General features: G+C 63.7%; 23 protein-coding genes. 8 read left to right on the top strand and 15 right to left on the bottom strand.

The features are described from left to right. The first annotated feature begins 140 nt into the window (after window positions 1-140). From rimO to tsaA, 5 genes are all read left to right on the top strand, one after another. Entirely contained in the window at window positions 141-1,472 is a 1,332-nt protein-coding gene (rimO, locus tag LU688_RS06700; protein ID WP_031315328.1) for a 30S ribosomal protein S12 methylthiotransferase RimO, read from the top strand. A gap of 85 nt (window positions 1,473-1,557) precedes the next feature. Beyond that, window positions 1,558-2,016, top strand: coding sequence for a GNAT family N-acetyltransferase (locus LU688_RS06695; RefSeq protein WP_160290798.1), 459 nt, complete (start codon window positions 1,558-1,560; stop codon window positions 2,014-2,016). A 121-nt stretch (window positions 2,017-2,137) separates the two neighbouring features. Continuing rightward, window positions 2,138-2,848 carry an rRNA pseudouridine synthase gene (locus LU688_RS06690; RefSeq protein WP_160290799.1) on the top strand — a complete coding sequence of 237 codons (711 nt, stop codon included), beginning with the start codon at window positions 2,138-2,140 and terminating at the stop codon, window positions 2,846-2,848. A gap of 50 nt (window positions 2,849-2,898) precedes the next feature. Further along, window positions 2,899-3,360: a YehS family protein gene (locus LU688_RS06685; RefSeq protein ID WP_094010097.1), complete on the top strand. Its 462-nt coding sequence runs from the start codon at window positions 2,899-2,901 to the stop codon at window positions 3,358-3,360. 6 nt (window positions 3,361-3,366) lie between these two features. Then, on the top strand, window positions 3,367-4,059 hold the full coding sequence (gene tsaA, locus LU688_RS06680; RefSeq protein WP_094010098.1) for a tRNA (N6-threonylcarbamoyladenosine(37)-N6)-methyltransferase TrmO: 693 nt from the start codon (window positions 3,367-3,369) through the stop codon (window positions 4,057-4,059). A 78-nt stretch (window positions 4,060-4,137) separates the two neighbouring features. Here tsaA and fpr read toward each other — a convergent pair whose 3' ends face one another. Continuing rightward, a complete protein-coding gene (gene fpr / locus LU688_RS06675) occupies window positions 4,138-4,917 on the bottom strand; it encodes a ferredoxin-NADP reductase (RefSeq protein WP_011535180.1) in 780 nt (259 codons plus the stop codon). 120 nt (window positions 4,918-5,037) lie between these two features. Here fpr and finR point away from each other — a divergent pair, with 120 nt between their 5' ends. Further along, window positions 5,038-5,964: a LysR family transcriptional regulator FinR gene (gene finR, locus LU688_RS06670; protein ID WP_023631043.1), complete on the top strand. Its 927-nt coding sequence runs from the start codon at window positions 5,038-5,040 to the stop codon at window positions 5,962-5,964. A gap of 3 nt (window positions 5,965-5,967) precedes the next feature. Here finR and LU688_RS06665 read toward each other — a convergent pair whose 3' ends face one another. The 3 genes from LU688_RS06665 to LU688_RS06655 all read right to left on the bottom strand — a co-directional run bounded on the left by LU688_RS06665 (window position 5,968) and on the right by LU688_RS06655 (window position 8,029). Continuing rightward, window positions 5,968-6,333, bottom strand: a complete 366-nt coding sequence (locus tag LU688_RS06665) for a diacylglycerol kinase (protein ID WP_023631044.1) — start codon at window positions 6,331-6,333, stop codon at window positions 5,968-5,970. 77 nt (window positions 6,334-6,410) lie between these two features. Continuing rightward, on the bottom strand, window positions 6,411-7,061 hold the full coding sequence (gene erdR, locus LU688_RS06660) for a response regulator transcription factor ErdR (RefSeq protein WP_023631045.1): 651 nt from the start codon (window positions 7,059-7,061) through the stop codon (window positions 6,411-6,413). A gap of 257 nt (window positions 7,062-7,318) precedes the next feature. Beyond that, window positions 7,319-8,029, bottom strand: coding sequence for a tRNA-uridine aminocarboxypropyltransferase (locus tag LU688_RS06655; protein WP_094010099.1), 711 nt, complete (start codon window positions 8,027-8,029; stop codon window positions 7,319-7,321). A gap of 214 nt (window positions 8,030-8,243) precedes the next feature. Between LU688_RS06655 and LU688_RS06650 the strand changes: the two genes are divergently transcribed. Next, a complete protein-coding gene (locus LU688_RS06650; protein WP_023631047.1) occupies window positions 8,244-8,663 on the top strand; it encodes a quorum-sensing-regulated virulence factor family protein in 420 nt (139 codons plus the stop codon). 1 nt (window position 8,664) lies between these two features. On the opposite strand, the gene LU688_RS06645 is transcribed toward LU688_RS06650, so the two are convergent. Beyond that, window positions 8,665-8,871, bottom strand: coding sequence for a hypothetical protein (locus LU688_RS06645; RefSeq protein WP_031315330.1), 207 nt, complete (start codon window positions 8,869-8,871; stop codon window positions 8,665-8,667). A 304-nt stretch (window positions 8,872-9,175) separates the two neighbouring features. On the opposite strand from LU688_RS06645, the gene LU688_RS06640 reads away from it, so the two are divergent. Further along, entirely contained in the window at window positions 9,176-10,294 is a 1,119-nt protein-coding gene (locus LU688_RS06640; protein ID WP_160290800.1) for an LOG family protein, read from the top strand. Between the two features lie 69 nt (window positions 10,295-10,363). Here the strand turns inward: LU688_RS06640 and recX are convergent, their stop codons facing one another. From recX to LU688_RS06590, 10 genes are all read right to left on the bottom strand, one after another. Then, complete coding sequence (recX, locus tag LU688_RS06635) at window positions 10,364-10,834, bottom strand: recombination regulator RecX (RefSeq protein ID WP_094010101.1); 471 nt, start codon at window positions 10,832-10,834, stop codon at window positions 10,364-10,366. A 9-nt stretch (window positions 10,835-10,843) separates the two neighbouring features. Continuing rightward, complete coding sequence (gene recA / locus LU688_RS06630) at window positions 10,844-11,920, bottom strand: recombinase RecA (protein WP_028690616.1); 1,077 nt, start codon at window positions 11,918-11,920, stop codon at window positions 10,844-10,846. A gap of 104 nt (window positions 11,921-12,024) precedes the next feature. Further along, entirely contained in the window at window positions 12,025-12,507 is a 483-nt protein-coding gene (locus LU688_RS06625) for a CinA family protein (RefSeq protein ID WP_038705579.1), read from the bottom strand. Between the two features lie 59 nt (window positions 12,508-12,566). Next, complete coding sequence (locus LU688_RS06620; protein WP_232888111.1) at window positions 12,567-13,028, bottom strand: lysis system i-spanin subunit Rz; 462 nt, start codon at window positions 13,026-13,028, stop codon at window positions 12,567-12,569. 32 nt (window positions 13,029-13,060) lie between these two features. Then, the gene (locus LU688_RS06615) at window positions 13,061-13,612 is read right to left on the bottom strand and encodes a glycoside hydrolase family 19 protein (protein WP_094010102.1); all 552 of its coding nucleotides are present in this window, start codon (window positions 13,610-13,612) and stop codon (window positions 13,061-13,063) included. Further along, the gene (locus tag LU688_RS06610; RefSeq protein WP_023632757.1) at window positions 13,599-13,808 is read right to left on the bottom strand and encodes a Com family DNA-binding transcriptional regulator; all 210 of its coding nucleotides are present in this window, start codon (window positions 13,806-13,808) and stop codon (window positions 13,599-13,601) included. The genes LU688_RS06615 and LU688_RS06610 overlap by 14 nt, the downstream gene beginning before the upstream one ends. A gap of 93 nt (window positions 13,809-13,901) precedes the next feature. Then, window positions 13,902-14,936, bottom strand: a complete 1,035-nt coding sequence (locus LU688_RS06605) for a phage late control D family protein (RefSeq protein WP_094010103.1) — start codon at window positions 14,934-14,936, stop codon at window positions 13,902-13,904. 16 nt (window positions 14,937-14,952) lie between these two features. Next, window positions 14,953-15,159 carry a tail protein X gene (locus LU688_RS06600; RefSeq protein WP_023628890.1) on the bottom strand — a complete coding sequence of 69 codons (207 nt, stop codon included), beginning with the start codon at window positions 15,157-15,159 and terminating at the stop codon, window positions 14,953-14,955. Then, window positions 15,134-15,979 (bottom strand): phage tail protein, encoded by an 846-nt coding sequence (locus tag LU688_RS06595; protein WP_094010104.1) that lies wholly within the window; start codon window positions 15,977-15,979, stop codon window positions 15,134-15,136. Before LU688_RS06595 ends, LU688_RS06600 begins: the two co-directional genes overlap by 26 nt. An 11-nt stretch (window positions 15,980-15,990) precedes the next feature. Further along, window positions 15,991-17,745, bottom strand: coding sequence for a hypothetical protein (locus LU688_RS06590; RefSeq protein WP_143067512.1), 1,755 nt, complete (start codon window positions 17,743-17,745; stop codon window positions 15,991-15,993). Between the last annotated feature and the right edge of the window lie 182 nt (window positions 17,746-17,927).

The following is a 17,927-nucleotide window of genomic DNA, read 5'->3' as shown; positions in this document are numbered from 1 at the left end:
AGCGTTCGTCGTATTTCTGCTGGTAAAGCGACCTTGTGCTCGCTAGAATTGCGCACTTTTTGATCAGAGGCGCCGAAAGCGCCCGCCAGGATCGCCCCCGTTACCGACCGGGCGACCTGTATTCAATACCGAGGTTAGCCATGTCCACCACTCCCGCCACCCCAAAGGTCGGCTTCGTCTCCCTGGGTTGCCCCAAGGCCCTGGTCGATTCCGAGCGCATCCTGACCCAGCTGCGCATGGAAGGCTATGAAGTCGTGCCTACCTACGAGGATGCCGACGTGGTGGTGGTCAACACCTGCGGCTTCATCGACAGCGCCAAGGCCGAGTCGCTGGAAGTGATCGGCGAAGCCATCAAGGAAAACGGCAAGGTCATCGTCACCGGCTGCATGGGTGTCGAGGAAGGCAGCATCCGTGACGTGCACCCCAGCGTGCTGTCGGTCACCGGCCCGCAGCAGTACGAGCAGGTGGTCAATGCCGTGCACGAAGTAGTGCCACCGCGCCAGGACCACAACCCGCTGATCGACCTCGTGCCGCCCCAGGGCGTCAAGCTGACCCCGCGTCACTACGCCTACCTGAAGATTTCCGAAGGCTGCAACCACAGCTGCAGCTTCTGCATCATCCCGTCGATGCGCGGCAAGCTGGTCAGCCGCCCGGTCGGCGAAGTCCTGAGCGAGGCCGAGCGCCTGGTCAAGGCCGGCGTCAAGGAGATCCTGGTGATCTCCCAGGACACCAGCGCCTACGGCGTGGACGTCAAGTACAAGACCGACTTCTGGAACGGCCGCCCGGTCAAGACCCGCATGCTCGAGCTGTGCGAGGCGCTGAGCAGCCTGGGTGCCTGGGTGCGTCTGCACTATGTCTACCCGTACCCGAACGTCGACGACGTGATTCCGCTGATGGCCGCCGGCAAGATCCTGCCGTACCTGGACATCCCGTTCCAGCACGCCAGCCCCAAGGTGCTCAAGTCGATGAAGCGCCCGGCCTTCGAAGACCGCACCCTGGCGCGCATCAAGAACTGGCGCGAACAGTGCCCTGAGCTGGTAATCCGCTCGACCTTCATCGTCGGTTTCCCCGGCGAAACCGAGGAAGACTTCCAGTACCTGCTCGACTGGCTGACCGAAGCCCAGCTCGACCGCGTCGGCTGCTTCCAGTACTCGCCGGTCGAAGGCGCCCCGGCCAACGACCTGGGCCTGGAAGAGGTGCCGGACGACGTCAAGCAGGATCGCTGGGACCGCTTCATGGCCCACCAGCAGGCCATCAGCACTGCTCGCCTGCAACTGCGTATCGGCAAGGAAATCGAGGTGTTGATCGATGAGGTCGAGGAGCAGGGCTCGGTGGGCCGCAGCTTCTTCGACGCGCCGGAGATCGACGGCAGCGTGTTCATCGACGGCGACCACGGCTTCAAGCCGGGCGACAAGGTCCGCTGCCGCATCGTCGACGCCGACGAGTACGACATGTGGGCCGAGCCCATTTGAGCGAAACTCGCCTGAAAATACCCCGCCAGCTGGCGGGGTATTTTTTTGCATCTATGTTTTCCTCAATGGCACCGAGGATCACAGGATGTCGCCCATCGTCACGCTGCACACGCCTCATCTGAGCGATTATCCCGAGCTGGTCCGGGTGTGGGAGGCGTCGGTGCGGGCCACCCACGATTTTCTCCCCGAGGGCTACATCGTGCTGTTGCGCGAACACGTGCTGCGCAAGTACCTGGATGCCGTGATGCTGGTCTGCTGCAAGGACAGCAAGCGGCGCATCCTCGGCTTTGCCGGGGTGGCCAACGGCCGGGTGGACATGCTCTTCGTCGCGCCCGAACATCGTGGCCAGGGCATCGGGCGGCGCCTGCTCCGCCACGCAGTGCACGAATTGAACGCCGAGCGCCTGGACGTCAACGAACAGAACCCGCAAGCCCTGGGTTTCTACCTGCATGAAGGCTTCGAGATCTATGGCCGCTCGGAAACCGACGGCCTAGGGCAGCCCTATCCCCTACTACATATGAGGCTTGTTCGTACAACGTCCTAGTACGCAAGCCCAGGAAACCACTACCCCGCTCCGAAATGGCGCAAATGACATCGATTTGCAGCCGCTACCTCGCCCAGGCAGGTACAATGAAGGCTTTCCCTACCGCGTGATGCCCGTGTCCATGTCCGAACCCATTCGTCTCTCCAAACGCCTCATTGAACAGCTTAGCTGTTCCCGCCGCGAGGCCGAACTGTACATCGAGGGTGGCTGGGTCACGGTCGATGGCGTGGTGGTCGAACAACCCCAGTTCAAAATCACCGAACAGCAGGTCGAGCTGCTGCCGGGCGCTCGTGCCGATTCCCTCGAACCGGTCACCCTGTTGCTCAACCAGCAGGCCGGACAAAACAGCGCAAGCGCCCTGGCCAGCATCAGCATGGCCAGCCTCAGCGAAGCGCACCGCGAGGGCGTGCGTCCGTTGCATGGACATTTCGCCCGACAGGCCTGCATCGTCCCGCTGCTGCCCGGCGCCAGTGGCCTGCAGCTGTTCACCCAGGACTGGCGGGTAACCCGCAAGCTCGAGGCCGACCTGCGCCGCATGGAGCAGGAATACATCGTCCAGGTCAGTGGTGAAGCCAAACCCGGCGCCCTCGAGCGCCTGGCCCGTGGCGTGGAGCGCAAGGGTGTCGAACTGCCGAAGGCCAAGGCCAGCTGGCAGAACGAGCAACACTTGCGCATCGTGCTGAAGAACCCACAACCGGGCTTGATCGAACAGCTTTGCGAAACCGCCGGCCTCAAGGTGCTGGCGATGCGCCGCATCCGCCTTGGCGGGGTGTCGATGGGCAAGCTGCCGCTGGGCCAATGGCGCTACGTGGCCGCTACAGAACGCTTCTAGCATTACCGCCGCGCAATGACTGACGCGGCAACAGAACAGGATTCGCTGCAATGAACCACAACGATGTACTGCGCAGCCTGCGCTACATGCTCAAGGCCAACGACCAGAAAATGGCCGAGATCATTAAGCTCTCGGGCCTCGAGGTTTCCGTCGAGGCCATCGCCACCTATGTAAAAAAGGAAGAGGAACCCGGCTTCGTGCGTTGCCCGGAAAAGGTCATGGCGCACTTCCTCGACGGCCTGGTGATTCACCGTCGAGGCCGCGACGACAGCCGCCCGCCGCAGCCGATCGAAGTGCCGGTGACCAACAACACCGTGCTCAAGAAGCTGCGGGTGGCCTTCGAGCTGAAGGAGGACGACCTGCACGCGGTGCTCAAGTCCGTCGACTTCCCGGTGTCCAAACCGGAGCTGAGTGCGCTGTTCCGCAAGGTCGGCCATGACAACTATCGCCCCTGCGGCGACCAGTTGCTGCGCAACTTCCTCAAGGGCCTGACCCTTCGCGTGCGCGGCTGAGCCAGGATGCAGCATACCGTCTCGCCGGTCGGCATCGTTCGCTCCTGTTTCAAGGAGAAGTTCGCCATCCCGCGCCAGCCCCAGCTGGCGCCGGCCGCCCGTGGCGTGCTGGAGCTGCTGCCGCCCTTTGACCAGGGCGATGCCGTCGAAGGCCTGGAACAGGTCAGCCATGTGTGGTTGCTGTTCCTGTTCCACCAGGCATTGGAAGACAGGCCACGCCTGAAGGTGCGCCCACCGCGCCTGGGCGGCAACAAGAGCATGGGGGTGTTCGCCACCCGTGCTACCCATCGGCCCAACGGCATCGGCCAGTCGGTGGTACGTCTGGAGGGAGTCGAACCGGGGCGCCTGCTGCTGTCGGGGATCGATCTGCTGGACGGCACCCCGGTGCTGGATATCAAGCCTTATGTGCCGTATGCGGACAGCGTCACCGAGGCATCGAACCTGATGGCCAGTGAGGCACCGGAGCCGATCAGCGTGCAATGGAGCGAGGGCGCACTGCCTCAGGCCCACACCCACGCACTGCGCCTGGGCGAACCGCTGGTCGAGCTGATCGAACAGTGCCTGGCCCAGGACCCACGACCTGCCTACCAGGTGCCGCCGCCCGAGCGGGTATATGGGGTGAAGTTCTGGGATGTGCAGGTGCGATGGCATTATGCGCAACCGGATGTGATCCGGGTGCTGGAGGTGGCCCCGGAGTGATGTAGCGTCGATAAGGCGCACATGCCAGGCATAAAAAAACGCAGGCCAAGCCTGCGTTTTTCTTTCAAGCCGCTGGCTTTACTTCTCGACGAACGCTCGCTCGATCAGGTAATCACCCGGCTCGCGCATGCGTGGGGAGATCTTCAGGCCAAAGCTATCCAGCACTTCACTGGTTTCATCGAGCATGCTCGGGCTACCGCAAATCATCGCGCGGTCGTCCTGCGGGTTGATCGGTGGCAGGCCGATATCGCTGAACAGCTTGCCGCTGCGCATCAGATCGGTCAGGCGGCCCTGATTCTCGAACGGCTCACGGGTCACGGTCGGGTAGTAGATAAGCTTGTCGCGCACGGACTCACCGAAAAACTCATTCTGCGGCAGGTGTTCGGTGATGAACTCGCGGTAGGCCACTTCGTTCACGTAGCGAACGCCGTGTACCAAGATCACCTTCTCGAAACGCTCGTAGGTTTCCGGGTCCTGGATAACGCTCATGAAGGGCGCCAGGCCAGTGCCTGTACTCAACAGGTACAGGTGCTTGCCCGGGTTCAGATCATCCAGCACCAGGGTGCCAGTGGGCTTCTTGCTGATGATGATCTCGTCGCCTTCCTTCAGGTGCTGCAGCTGGGAGGTCAACGGACCATCCGGCACCTTGATGCTGAAGAACTCCAGGTGTTCTTCCCAGTTCGGCGAGGCGATGGAGTAGGCGCGCATGAGCGGACGGCCGCTGTCCTGCTGAAGGCCGATCATCACGAACTGACCGTTCTCGAAGCGCAGGCCCGGATCACGGGTGCACTTGAAGCTGAACAGGGTGTCGTTCCAGTGGTGCACACTGAGGACACGTTCGTGGTTCATGTTGCTCATCGATGGGGCTCCTGAAGGAAAACGCGGCGCGCGCAAGACGCGCAGTTGCGCGATAGTTTAGGGGCAGCGACAATATCTGTTAACTGAATTATCAAGATATGTGTTATCGGTTATATAGATATGCGATTCACACTTCGTCAGCTCCAGGTCTTTGTCGCCGTCGCCCAGCACCAGAGTGTGTCCAGGGCTGCGGGCGTACTGGCCTTGTCGCAATCGGCAGCGAGCACCTCGATCACCGAACTGGAGCGCCAGTCCAGCTGCCAGTTGTTCGACCGTGCCGGTAAACGCCTGAGCCTCAATGCCCTGGGCCATCAACTGTTGCCCCAGGCCGTGGCCCTGCTCGACCAGGCCAAGGAAATCGAAGACCTGCTCAACGGCAAGTCGGGGTTCGGCTCGCTGGCGGTCGGCGCCACCCTGACCATTGGCAACTACCTGGCCACCTTGCTGATCGGCAGCTTCATGCAGGTGCACCCGGAAAGCCAGGTCAAGCTGCACGTACAGAACACTGCGCATATCGTGCAACAGGTTGCCCATTACGAAATTGACCTGGGTCTAATCGAAGGCGACTGCAACCACCCCGATCTGGAGGTGCAGCCCTGGGTAGAGGATGAGCTGGTGGTGTTCTGCGCGCCGCAGCATCCGCTGGCCAAGGCCGGTCATGCAGATATCGAGCAGCTCTCCCATGAAGCCTGGATCCTGCGCGAACAGGGCTCAGGCACGCGCCTGACCTTCGACCAGGCCATGCGCCATCATCGAGCCAACCTGAACATCCGCCTGGAACTGGAACACACCGAAGCAATCAAGCGGGCGGTGGAGTCGGGCCTGGGTATCGGCTGTATCTCGCGCCTGGCGCTGCGCGACGCCTTCCGCCGCGGCAGTCTGGTGCCGGTGGAGACGCCGGCGCTGGACCTGTCGCGGCAGTTTTATTTCATCTGGCACAAGCAGAAGTACCAGACCTCGGCCATGCGCGAGTTCCTCGAGCTATGCCGCAGTTTCACCGCTGGCGTGCAGCGCAGCGACGAGATCGTGCTGCCGCCGATCGCCTGAGCGTCAGCCGAGCAGGATCACGCCCCAGACCAGCGCGACCATGCTCATGGCCACCAGTTGAGCGGCGCTGCCCATGTCCTTGGCGTTCTTGGACAGCGGATGACGGTCAAGAGAGATGCGGTCAATGGCCGCCTCAACCGCCGAATTGAGTAACTCGACGATCAGCCCCAGCAAGCATACAGCGATCAGGATCGCCCGTTCGGCACGGCTCACCGGCAGCCAAAAGGCTGTGGGGATCAACAACACGTTGACCAGAACCAGCTGGCGGAACGCGGCTTCACCCTTGAACGCGGCGCGCAGGCCGTCCAGCGAGTAGCCGGCGGCATTGAAGATACGTTTGAGACCGGTCTGGCCCTTGAATGGCGACATGTGTGTCAGTCACTTCACCGAAAAAAGGCCAGCAGGCTAGTTCAACCGCAGTCAAAAAAGCGTGAAGGCGCAGGGATTTAGCTGGCCGAAACCGATTCAAGTTGTTGCAACAACAGCGCGGCCTGGGTCCGGGTGCGCACGCCGAGCTTGCGGAAGATCGCCGTGACGTGGGCCTTGATGGTCGCCTCCGACACACTCAGCTCATAGGCAATCTGCTTGTTCAGCAAGCCTTCACAGACCATGGTCAGCACGCGGAACTGCTGCGGGGTGAGGCTGGCCAGACCTTCGCTGGCGGCTTTGGCCTCGGCAGACACATCGACCTTCTCGAACGCCTGCGGCGGCCACCAGACATCGCCGTCGAGCACATTGCGCACGGCTTCCTGGATCTTGCTCAGCTCGCTGGACTTGGGGATGAAACCGCTGGCGCCGAATTCGCGGGACTTTACCACGACCGCCGCCTCTTCCTGCGCCGAAACCATCACCACCGGGATCTGCGGGTATTGGCCACGCAGCAGCACCAGCCCGGAGAAACCATAGGCACCGGGCATGTTCAAGTCCAGCAGGACCAAGTCCCAGTCGGCTTTTTCAGTCAGGCTGGTTTCCAGTTCGGCGATGCTCGCCACCTCGACCAAGCGCACATCCGGGCCCAGGCCGAGGGTAACGGCCTGGCGCAGTGCGCTGCGAAACAGCGGGTGGTCATCGGCAATCAGGATTTCGTATGTGGCCATCGATCTAGGGATCCTGTTCTGTACCAGGCGCAGGGGGTACGGGAGACGCCTGGCGGGCAACTCATGGCGCGAACGGCAGGGCCGCCGGCCGGGATGGCACGGCGAAGTCCGGGGTAACAGCAGCTTCGTCGTGCCCGAAGCGGCGCCAAGGATGCCGAGCACGCCCCGGGTGGTCAAGCCAATTGCCCGGTCGTCCCCGCCTACCCTGGCTGCCAGCCCCGACAGTATGTACCAATCCGCCGCGCCTGCCCCTTGGACTATAGGAAGGTATGCAAACGCTGGTGAACCTCGTCCTGCTCATCCAGCGCCAGGCGCCGCTTGCCGCTGAGGTAGTGCAGGCTGAACACATCCAGGTAGGCATCCAGGGCCTGTGAGGCCTGGCTGTCGCCGGCCAGCTCAAGACACATGGCGGCGACTTCGGCGGTACAGAAGTGATCGTCACGCTTGGAGCGGCGCAGGCGGTAGCGCGACATCTGCTCGGCCTGCAGGCTCAACACCGGGAAACGGTCGAGGTAGGGGCTCTTGCGGAACATCTTGCGCGCCTCGGTCCAGGTGGCGTCGAGCAGGATGAACAGCGGGCGCTTGCCCGGTTCACGCACCACCTCGCTGACCACACGGTCCTCTTTGACGAACTCGCCGGGGAAGACGATGTAAGGCTGCCAGCGCGGATCGTCCAGCAACGCCAGCAGGCCTTCGTCCACCGAAGTACGCAGCCAGCCGAAGGCTGAAGTGTCCTCGATCACGTCGGCAATCAGCCAACCCGTGTTGGTCGGCTTCAGTGGCTCGGTGTCATGCATCAGCAGGCACATGCCGGCGTCTGCCGGCACCCGCGGTTTCCACGCGCACAGGCAGTGCGTGGCGATCACCCGGCAATCCGGGCAGCGCTCGGCTCGCGAGCCGCGGGCGACAAAGGGTTTGATGCTGCGCGCCAGGCGCTCGGCGCGCAGCCGCGCTACCGCGTGGCTCATGGCTGCAGGCCTTGGCAGGAAGATGGAATGGGCACGACGACGACTCGGTAAAAACAAAATGCGAGTCTACCAGAGCGTACGTCATTTGCCGTGCAGCCCCTACGGCCGCTCCTTTATAATCAGCGGCTCAGGCGGCCGGGGAACCCCAGCAGTTTCATGGAACGCCGCCCGCCGGCGCAGGTCAAAGCGCCAGTCATCGAACCAGGAGAGATTCATGCTGCGTCTTATCGTCCCGACCCTGAGCCTGTTGCTCGCCCTGCCCCTGGCCGCCCAGGCTGCTTCCAAGCAGGAATACGAGCTGACCCAGATGCTGCAGAAGGTCGCCAAGGAAAGCAGCATCGGTACCCCGCGGGCCATCAACGAAGACATCCTCGATCAGGGTTATACCGTCGAAGGCAAGGCGCTGGTCAATCACCTGAGCGTGCGCCAGGAGCATGCGCAGAGAATGCAGGCCAACCCAGCGCAGGTGCGCAGCCAGCTGGGTGACAGCGTGTGCCGTAACAATGGTTACCGCCAGTTGATGTCCAAGGGCGCCGTGATGGTCTACCGTTTCACCGTGTACAAGACCAACCAACCGGTCATGGACCAGGCGTTCGACGCTGCCAGCTGCGCAGCTGGCAACAAGAAAAAGTGATTCAGGCACCCTGATCGCTGCCTCTGGCGCGCCGCTGCTCATCATCGGCGCGCAACTCCGCCAACAGTGCCAGCAGGTAAGGCGAGTGCCCCTCGCCCCCCTGCAGCCGACGCAAGCACTCCCCCTCCAGGCTCAGGTGATGAACCTTCGCCTCGCGCTCGAGCAACTGCAACAGTTGCCCGTCCACCTCGATCACCAGCCGGTGCATACCGCCACCTCGCTGCATCACTCTTCCGCCTCCAGTTAACCAAAGCGCTGCCATCATCGGATCCAGTCTGACAGGCGGTATTGCACGCCTGTGGCGGCACGAGTGCGCCCCAGCGTCTAGATTGATAACGAGTACCCATAACAACGACAACGCGATGGAACTGCCACTGCAACAATGGCCTTGAAGGCCTACTGCAACGCTCGGGGGGCACACTCGAGCCACAGCAGCCAGCGACACACGCAGTGTCGCGGCCGGGACCTGCCATCGACCCGGTCAGAGGTTTTGCTGCAGAAGGAGACGTTGAATGCCTTACCAATCGAACGAGCTGCTGTTCAACCATTTCAGGGACCACGGCATCGACCTGAGCAAAATCGACGAGCAACTGCAACTGGTTGCCCCGAACAGCCCCAACCTGCCGCTGTACCGCGACATGCTGCTGACCGTGCTGCGCATGGCCCACGACGACCGCAACCGCTGGAACGCCAAGATCACCCTGCAGGCCCTGCGTGAACTCGACCATTCGTTCCGCACTCTCGAGCATTACAAGGGGCGACGCAAAGTTACCGTGTTCGGCTCGGCACGAACGCCGTTGGAGCACCCCATGTATGCGCTGGCTCGGGAGCTCGGCGCAACGCTGGCACGTTCCGACCTGATGGTGATCACCGGCGCCGGAGGCGGCATCATGGCCGCCGCCCACGAAGGCGCCGGCAGCGATCACAGCCTGGGTTTCAACATCACCTTGCCCTTCGAGCAACATGCCAATGCCACCGTCAATGGCACCGAGAAGCTGCTGCCGTTCCATTTCTTCTTCATTCGCAAGCTGTTCTTCGTCAAGGAGGCCGATGCGCTGGTGCTCTGCCCGGGAGGCTTCGGCACCCTTGATGAGGCGCTGGAAGTGCTGACCCTGATCCAGACCGGCAAGAGCCCGCTGGTTCCGGTGGTGCTGCTCGACTCGCCCGGCGGTAGTTTCTGGCAGGACGCCCTGGCCTTCATCAGCCGCCAGCTGGAAGAAAACCGCTACATCCTGCCCAGCGACCTCAAACTGGTGCGCCTGGTGCACAGTGCCGACGAGGCGGTGGAGGAAATCAACCAGTTCTACAGCAATTACCACTCCAGCCGATGGTTGAAGAACCAGTTCGTCATCCGCATGCATCACCCCTTGAGCGAGGCCGCGCTGCATGACGTGGAGGAAGGTTTTGCCGACCTGCGCCTGAGCGGCAGGTATCACCAGCAGCCTGACAGTGGCGCGGAGCATGAAGAAGGCAACTTCAGCCACCTGACACGCCTGACCTTCGCCTTCAACGGCCGTGACCAGGGTCGCCTGCGCGAACTGGTGGACTTCATCAACCTGTCGGAGAACTGGGCCAAACCCCAGCCAATGCACACCACCCAACGAGCGCGTGAGGCCTTGCGAGTGAACTGAACGCAAAATGGCCCACATGGCTGGCCCCGGTCGGGGTCAGCCATGTGGGCCATCAATGCTGGTCACGCTTCAATAATCGTCAAGATCGCGCCCGCTAAGCAGCCGGCCGATCATTTCCATGGAAAACCCACGGTAGGCAAGAAAGCGCGTTTGCTGTGCGCGGCTGCGTGGTTCATGGGGAAGTTGCCCCGAGAACTTGCGCTGCCACACCTCTTTCAACCGCAACGCCCAGTCCACTTCGCTGTCACGCAGTGCCTGGTCGATATCGCCACGGTCCAGACCTCGCTGACCAAGCTCCTCACGGATACGCCCAGGGCCATAGCCTGAGCCGGAACGATAGCGTATGAAGCTTTCAAGGTAGCGGGCCTCGCTGAGGAGCCCCTCCTCGGCAAGCCGATCGAGCGCAGGCTCGATCAACTCATCGGTAGCACCGCGTTGACGCAACTTGCGGGTCAGCTCCACGCGACCATGCTCGCGGCGTGCGAGCAGGTCCATGGCTGTCCGCCGAACGGCGACGGGGGTGTCGAGTACGACAGACATGGAGGCAGATCAATAACCGGCGTCGGCGTCAGCCAGATCATCGGCATCGGCTTCGGCAGCACCGGCCTTGGCGGCCGCTGCTGCAGCGGCGGCGGCACCGGCGGTCAGCAGCTTGTCGCGAATCTGCTTCTCGATCTCGCTACCAATGGCCGGGTTCTCTTGCAGGTACTTGGCCGCGTTGGCCTTGCCCTGACCGATCTTGTTTCCCTGGTAGCTGTACCAGGCACCGGATTTTTCAACCAAGCCCTGGGAAACACCCAGGTCGATGATTTCGCCGTTGCGGTAAATACCCTTGCCGTAGAGAATCTGGAACTCGGCCTGGCGGAACGGCGGCGAGACCTTGTTCTTGACGATCTTGACGCGGGTTTCGCTACCAACCACCTCATCACCTTCCTTGACCGCGCCGGTACGGCGAATGTCCAGGCGCACGGAGGCGTAGAACTTCAGGGCGTTACCGCCGGTGGTGGTTTCCGGGCTACCGAACATCACGCCGATCTTCATACGGATCTGGTTGATGAAGATGACCAGGCAGTTGGCGTTCTTGATGTTACCGGTGATCTTGCGCAGCGCCTGGGACATCAGGCGGGCCTGCAGGCCGACGTGCATGTCGCCCATCTCGCCTTCGATCTCGGCCTTGGGCACCAGCGCGGCCACGGAGTCGACGATGATCACGTCGACGGCGTTGGAGCGCACCAGCATGTCGGTGATTTCCAGGGCCTGCTCGCCGGTGTCCGGCTGCGAGACCAACAGGTCGTCGACGTTGACACCCAGCTTGCCGGCGTACTCAGGATCCAGGGCGTGCTCGGCGTCGACGAAGGCGCAGGTGGCGCCGTTCTTCTGGGCTTCGGCGATGACCGACAGGGTCAGCGTGGTTTTACCCGAAGACTCCGGGCCGTAGATCTCGACGATACGGCCTTTCGGCAGGCCACCAATGCCCAGGGCGATGTCCAGGCCCAGGGAACCGGTGGAGATGGCGGGGATCGCTTGGCGCTCGTGGTCGCCCATGCGCATGACCGCGCCTTTGCCGAATTGGCGTTCGATCTGACCCAGGGCCGCAGCCAAGGCGCGCTTCTTGTTGTCGTCCATTGAAATCCTCACGTGTTCGACGTGGCCCTGACGGCCGGAATAACTGTATAAGTAGCCAGTATTATTCCACAGGGATTCGTTTCCGCAAACCCCCGTCGGGCGAATTACTCCGCGCCAAGCTGTAACAAGCCGTCTAACGCGGCGATCACCGTCTGTCGCCGCACCGCTTCGCGGTCACCGTCGAAGTGGCGCCGCTCGCTGCTCACGTGGTCGCCGTCGGCCCAGGCCAGCCACACCGTGCCCACCGGCTTGGCCGCTGAACCGCCGTCGGGGCCGGCCACGCCGCTGACCGCGACCGCAAAGCGCGCGCCGCTGGCAGCCCGGGCGCCGCGTACCATGGCCTCGACCACCTCCTGGCTGACCGCGCCCACCTCGGCGAACAACGCTTCGGGTACATCTAGCTGGCGGGTTTTCTGGGCATTCGAGTAGGTGACGTAGCCGGCCTCGAACCAGGCCGAACTGCCGGGGATACGGGTGATGGCCTCGGCGATGCCGCCACCGGTGCAGGACTCGGCGGTGGTCACCTGGGCATTGAAGCGCCGCAGGTGTTCACCCAGGCGGGTGGAGAGAACAGTGATCGGGTCCATGGTGGGCTCCTGGCAAGACTGCGCCCTACCCTACCACTCCCGCCCCTTCTGGCAAGCGCTCAGGGGGCCAGTGCACGGATATACGCCTGACACGCCCGCAAGGCGATCAGTCCACGGTCGCCCTCGTCGGTGATGGCGACAATTCGTCGAGCATGCGCCGGGTCAAGTCGGGCGCGTACGGGGCCATGATCCACGCCGCCGGCGCCGGTGGCGGCAGGCACTGGGGCACAGGAGGTGTCGCGCTCGACCAGGACCGACAGGCGCAGATCGGCAGTAGCAAGGCGGTCACGCAGGCGAGCCTGAGCGTGCTGGGCATCGGTCAACTCCTGGAAATGTTTCGCTTCATTGTCGTGCAGGCGTTGTTCGAGGCCCTGGCGCTGCTCGCGCTCGGCCAGCAGCATGCCGTGCAGCGCCTCGGCCTGGTCCAGGCGCTGCTGCACCAGAGCTTGTTCCTGTGTGGCCAGCTGGCGACCAAGGCGCCAGCCCTGCGCCTGCCAGGCCACGGCAGCAGACAACACCATCAGCCCGATGCACACCGCCAGTTGCAGGCGGCTCAGCACAACACCTCCCGCGCCCGCGCCCACAGTTCGAGGCGTTCGGACAAACCGTTCAGGCCGCCATTGATATGCCGGGTGATGCGGTTGAACTCACCCTGGTCGGCCAGGGCGTTGAGCCCACGCGAGTGCCAGAACCAGGCCGCCGATTCGCAGGCCCAGCGCGGCTGCTCGAGCATCTGCGGTTGCGCCAGTAGGCGCTCGTCACCGAACAACGCACGGCTACAGGCCTGGTAGTTGTTACGCCCGGTCACCTGGATCAGGCCACGGCCACAGTAGCGCTGGCCATCGCCGTCAGCTTCGGGCGTATTGCCCAGGCGCAGGGCCAGGATGCCGGTGTCGTAGCGGGCCAGGTACTTGTCGTTGCCCAGCTCTTTCACATAGCGCAATTGGCCGGACTCATGGCCGACCTGGGCCAGGAACGCGGCAATGCGCTTAGGGTGGTCGATCTCCCAGTTGGCCATGGCCGTGTTCAGCGCCGGCAAGAAAGTGGCGACGCGCGCGCCGGCAAGTGGGTAGATCTGCTTGAGTTGCTGTTCAGTGAGCGGCATCGGCGCATTCTCCATTGCGATCGGATCGAACGGCAGCCAATGCCGCCAGTGGCTCGCTCATGGGCGATGGCTCGAAGCGCGCGGCTTTCACATGATTCAAGGTACGGCAGCGGCCGCACTTGATCTGGAGCTCGGAAACCGGGGTGATGCGGGCCAGCAGCTTGCGGCACTGGCCACAGCGAAGGTCGATGAACATATGACGGTGATCCTGAAGCGCGATTGAGTAGCAAGAAGCGACTATAGGAAGCGCGTTTGCCCGCAGGCACCGGGAAACCGTCTCCACCACGCCTCAGGCATTGAGCGTCCCCACCCGCCTGGGCGCGGAGCCCTTGGCCCTGGCCTTGCCCTGGCGCCCACCATTGCATTGCACGGTGGTGCGCCAGCCACTGCTGGTGAACACCTGCTCGACCGACTCGATCAGGTAAAGGCCATCGAGCCCGGCGAGGAAGCCTTGGACATCGATGGCGCGCTCGGCGAACAGGTCGGTGCGCCCAGGCATGTCGAGGCGCACGCTGGCAGTGTCGCGGTTGAAGCTGGCCAGGCGGGCACGGGCGGCCTGTTCCGCCGCCGCCCGGTTGGGGTACAGGTGACGGTCGGTGTAGACCGGCTGCAGGCCGTCGGGGGCATCGCCATTGACCAGCTCCACCGCCTGCAGGCGCCCGCTGGCGCTGTCCTGGTGGCGGGTCCTGACGGCCTTGTGGGTGCTCTTGTCGGCCAGGCGGAACTGCCACTGGCTGACCTGGTTGCGTGTAATGCCCACCACGTCCAGCGGCTTGCCGCTGGCGCTATGTCCACCCTGGCGCGGCAGCACCAGCAGCTGCCCATTGGCGAGCTTGGCGGTGCAGTCGTGCAGGCGCGCCAGGCGGGTGACAAAGTTGAAGTCCGACTCGCTGTACTGGTCGATCCGCGGCACCTGCACGGCCACCGGGCACACCGCCTGCCAACCGTTGCGGGCACCGATCTCGGCGACGATGCCCTGCAGCGTCGTATTCTCCCAACTGCCGCTGCGGATGGTCTTGCCGCTGCCACGCAGGTCGCTGGCCTTGCCGCGGATCACCAGGGTGTCTGGCGGGCCCGACAGCTCGACCTCATCGACGGTGTAGCGACCCAGGCGGCTCAAAGGCTGGCCGGCGTAGCCCAGGTGCACCTCCAGCAGCGCGCCCCTGGCCGGCAGCGCCACGTTGCCGTCACGGGCATCGATGCGCAGTTCGAATTCGTCCGACTCGAGGCCAGGTTTATCAGTGGTGCGCAGCAGCAGCAGACGGTCGTTGATCAGGTTGGTGATGTCATTGCCGTCGGCGGTGATACGGAATTGGGGTTGCACGATTGAGGCTCCGATGTCAGTCCCACAGTTGCAAGGTTTCGCTCGTCGTCATCGGCAGTTCCGGCAACAGGATCCTCACCCCGGCGCGAAACGGCTGCGCCTCGTCCGCCAGCCCCTGGTTGGCATCCAGCACGGCCTCGACCGTGCCGGAAAGATGGCCGTAATAGTGCTGGCAGAGAGTATCGAGCAGGTCGCCCTCAGACGTTGTGCAGGTCTTGGCCATAGCTCACGAACTCCAGTGAAAATCCTTGTTTGCGCGGAATGCCGCCAGCCAGCAGGACACTCTGCTCTTCCTCGATGCTGGTCAGGCACCAGGTACCGAGCACCTCGCCGTAGCCAGTGGTCAACGACAGTGGCAGCAACTGGCGGCCAATGCTGCGCAGTGTCTGCAACTGGCCAAGGCCACCCTTGAAACCGGGGAAGATCGCCCCTCGAATGCTGATGGTCTCTTCACCCAGGCTCACCGCCTGCTGCGCGGTGTCGCGGCTCAGCCGCTCCTGGCCGGCCCAACGGAAACGAGTCTGCCGGCGCAACTGGTCGAAGGCGGCGGTGTCGAGGTTGAAGTAGTAAGGCGCCGCGCCCGCCTTGAGCGGTTGCAGCACCAGCAGGTGCGGGAACGGCTTTATAGCTTCGGCAGCCGGCGTCGCCTCAGGCGCGAAGCCCAGTGTCGACAGCATGCCGTTGACGGCCGAGGGTAACTCCTTTACCAACCGCTTTATGGCGGTGCCGGCCTTGGCGATATGCCCGGCGAAGGTATCGATGCGATCACGTACCTGGCGTACCACGGCCAGCGTCTGCTCATACCTGGCCGCTACCTTGGCAACCCGAGACTGGGCATTCGTGATCGCGCGCATCGTGCGCTGGAGTTTGGCGGCGATGAACGGGCCAACCACTGGCAGCCCCTCCAGCACGACGACCGCGCCCTGTACATGGCCGATCGCGTCGTTCATCGGATCAAGCATGGCGCCGGCATGCCGACGCCCTGCTTCTCCTGCCTTGACCAGGGCGTGCAGCGTGGCTTGCAGCTGCTCCATATAGGTCATGGATCCTCCTGTCAGAATGGATTGGGATGATCGGCCAGCTGTGCGTTGTAGGCCTGCCTTTGCAGGTCCTGCATGACACGTCGGACCGCCTCTTCGAGTTGCTGGGTGAGCTGGTTGGGTGCGTCCACGCTGCCCTGCACGGTGATAGGCATGTTCGCGGTGAACGTGAGCTGCTGGCTGACGGGCTGCGTGGCCAAGCCTTGGCTATGCACCGGGCGCGGCCCTGCATCGGGCAGCGCCAGCGGCCCAGCAGGTACGCTGGTTTCCTGAGGTTTGAACTCGGCGGCGCGCTCGGAGAAATACTTGCCCACAGGTGCACCAATCAGCACTCCAGGCCCTATCGCCAGCGGCACCTCGACACCACCAGCGGGGCGCGCATCGACTGCCGCCCGAGGCTTGGAATGCGCCACCTGCGATGGCGCCAGTAATTGTCTGGCAATCCGTGTGCCGACCTGCCCATCGAGCACCTCGCCCTTCGGAGCGAGGGTGATCTGCCGCGGATCGCCCAGGGAAATTGCTTGCCGGGGACTCTTGCGAAGTTCGTCAGAGGCGCTAAAGAATGTCTTTCCAGCCCATCCCCCGATCACACCACCGATCTTGTCGCCAACCATGTTGCCGATCAGCATCGCAACTGGCGGACCGACAACGCCACTGAGAAGCATCCCCCCCAGCACCGTACCCACCGCTCCGCCAATCGCACCACCATAACCCGCCCCCTTCTCCTCGGGCGTCTTGGCCGTGGCATAGGTGTATGCCCCCTTTACCCCGGCCTCCAGCCAAGGCAGCTTGCCAGCCGCCTTGAAAGCTCCCGTCAGCCTGGCCCAACGCCCAGGTGGTGGATTGATACCGGAAGGTGACGGTCCGGCATCCGCCCCTAGCGGATAAGGTTCGTCCAGACCAACCCCACGTCCGGGACGGCGTAAACGGCCACGATGCTTGTAGGCTGCAGCCCCCACGCCTATCCCCAGGGCGCTGGCCAAGGTGCCCCACGATGTACTCGACGCCGATGGCGGCGCAGCGTCTGCTGACGGCGTCGACTGCCCGTTGCCTACGCCCGCCACGGAAGCACTGTGCGCTGCGCTGTCGGGCCTGGCCATCAGCTCCTTGCCCACCACACCGCCAACCTTGTCGCCGGCAAAGCCGAGCATCATCGAGGCCGTAGGGGCGCCCAGCTTGAGGCCCGCGCCCAATATGGCCCCTGACACGGCCCCCAGGAAACCACCGGCGGCGGCACCCTCCCCCTCCCCCCTCTGCTCCGGAGTGGAAGCCGTGGTCGCCGTAAACACCAACTTCGTCAACGCATCCAGCCCAGCCATGCCGGTAGCCGACTTCCCGGCCTGTAGCGCCTGCGCCCAACGCCCTGGTCCATCACTCCGCGGCAGCGGGGCCGGCATCGCGTCCGCGCCAAGCGGGTAATCCTCGCTGCCTGGCGCACCATCGGTACTGCCAATGACCAAGGCTGGCAGGTACAGGGTACCCGGACGGACAGATGCGCTGCCCTGGGCGGCGCCAGGTTGTCCATTGCTGTCAGTCGAGCCGACCAGCCCATTTCGAGCCTTGCCAATCGCCGCCTGAGCCTGTGCGACTCCCTTCGCCGCCAGGTAACCACCGCCCGCGATCAGGAGCGACGAGGCGACATCGCGCGCCGCCTGGCCGACCAGGGGCAGTAACTCAGGCCCCGGCTGGGTCGACCGGGCGCCCTGGGAGCGCTCCAGAAGTGCCTTGTGCTGCTGAAGCAGCCCGACCTGCTGTTGCTGTACTTTCAAGGACTCGGCCTGCGTATCCTCGCCCTGTAGCGCCATCGCCCCTTGCGGGGGCGGGGCAGTGCTTCCCCCGCCGCCGACTTCGGCAAGCCGCTGAGTCCTTCCCAGCTCTCTCATGGGTACCGTGCGGCCAGGTAGCCCTTCCAACGACCCCGCATGTTCCGGGACGGTTACACCGACTGCGC

The organism is Pseudomonas soli, from assembly GCF_021283165.2.
Lineage (GTDB): Bacteria > Pseudomonadota > Gammaproteobacteria > Pseudomonadales > Pseudomonadaceae > Aquipseudomonas > Aquipseudomonas soli.
The sequence above is the reverse complement of the archived record's forward strand: the minus strand, read 5'-3'. Positions and strand labels throughout refer to the sequence as shown.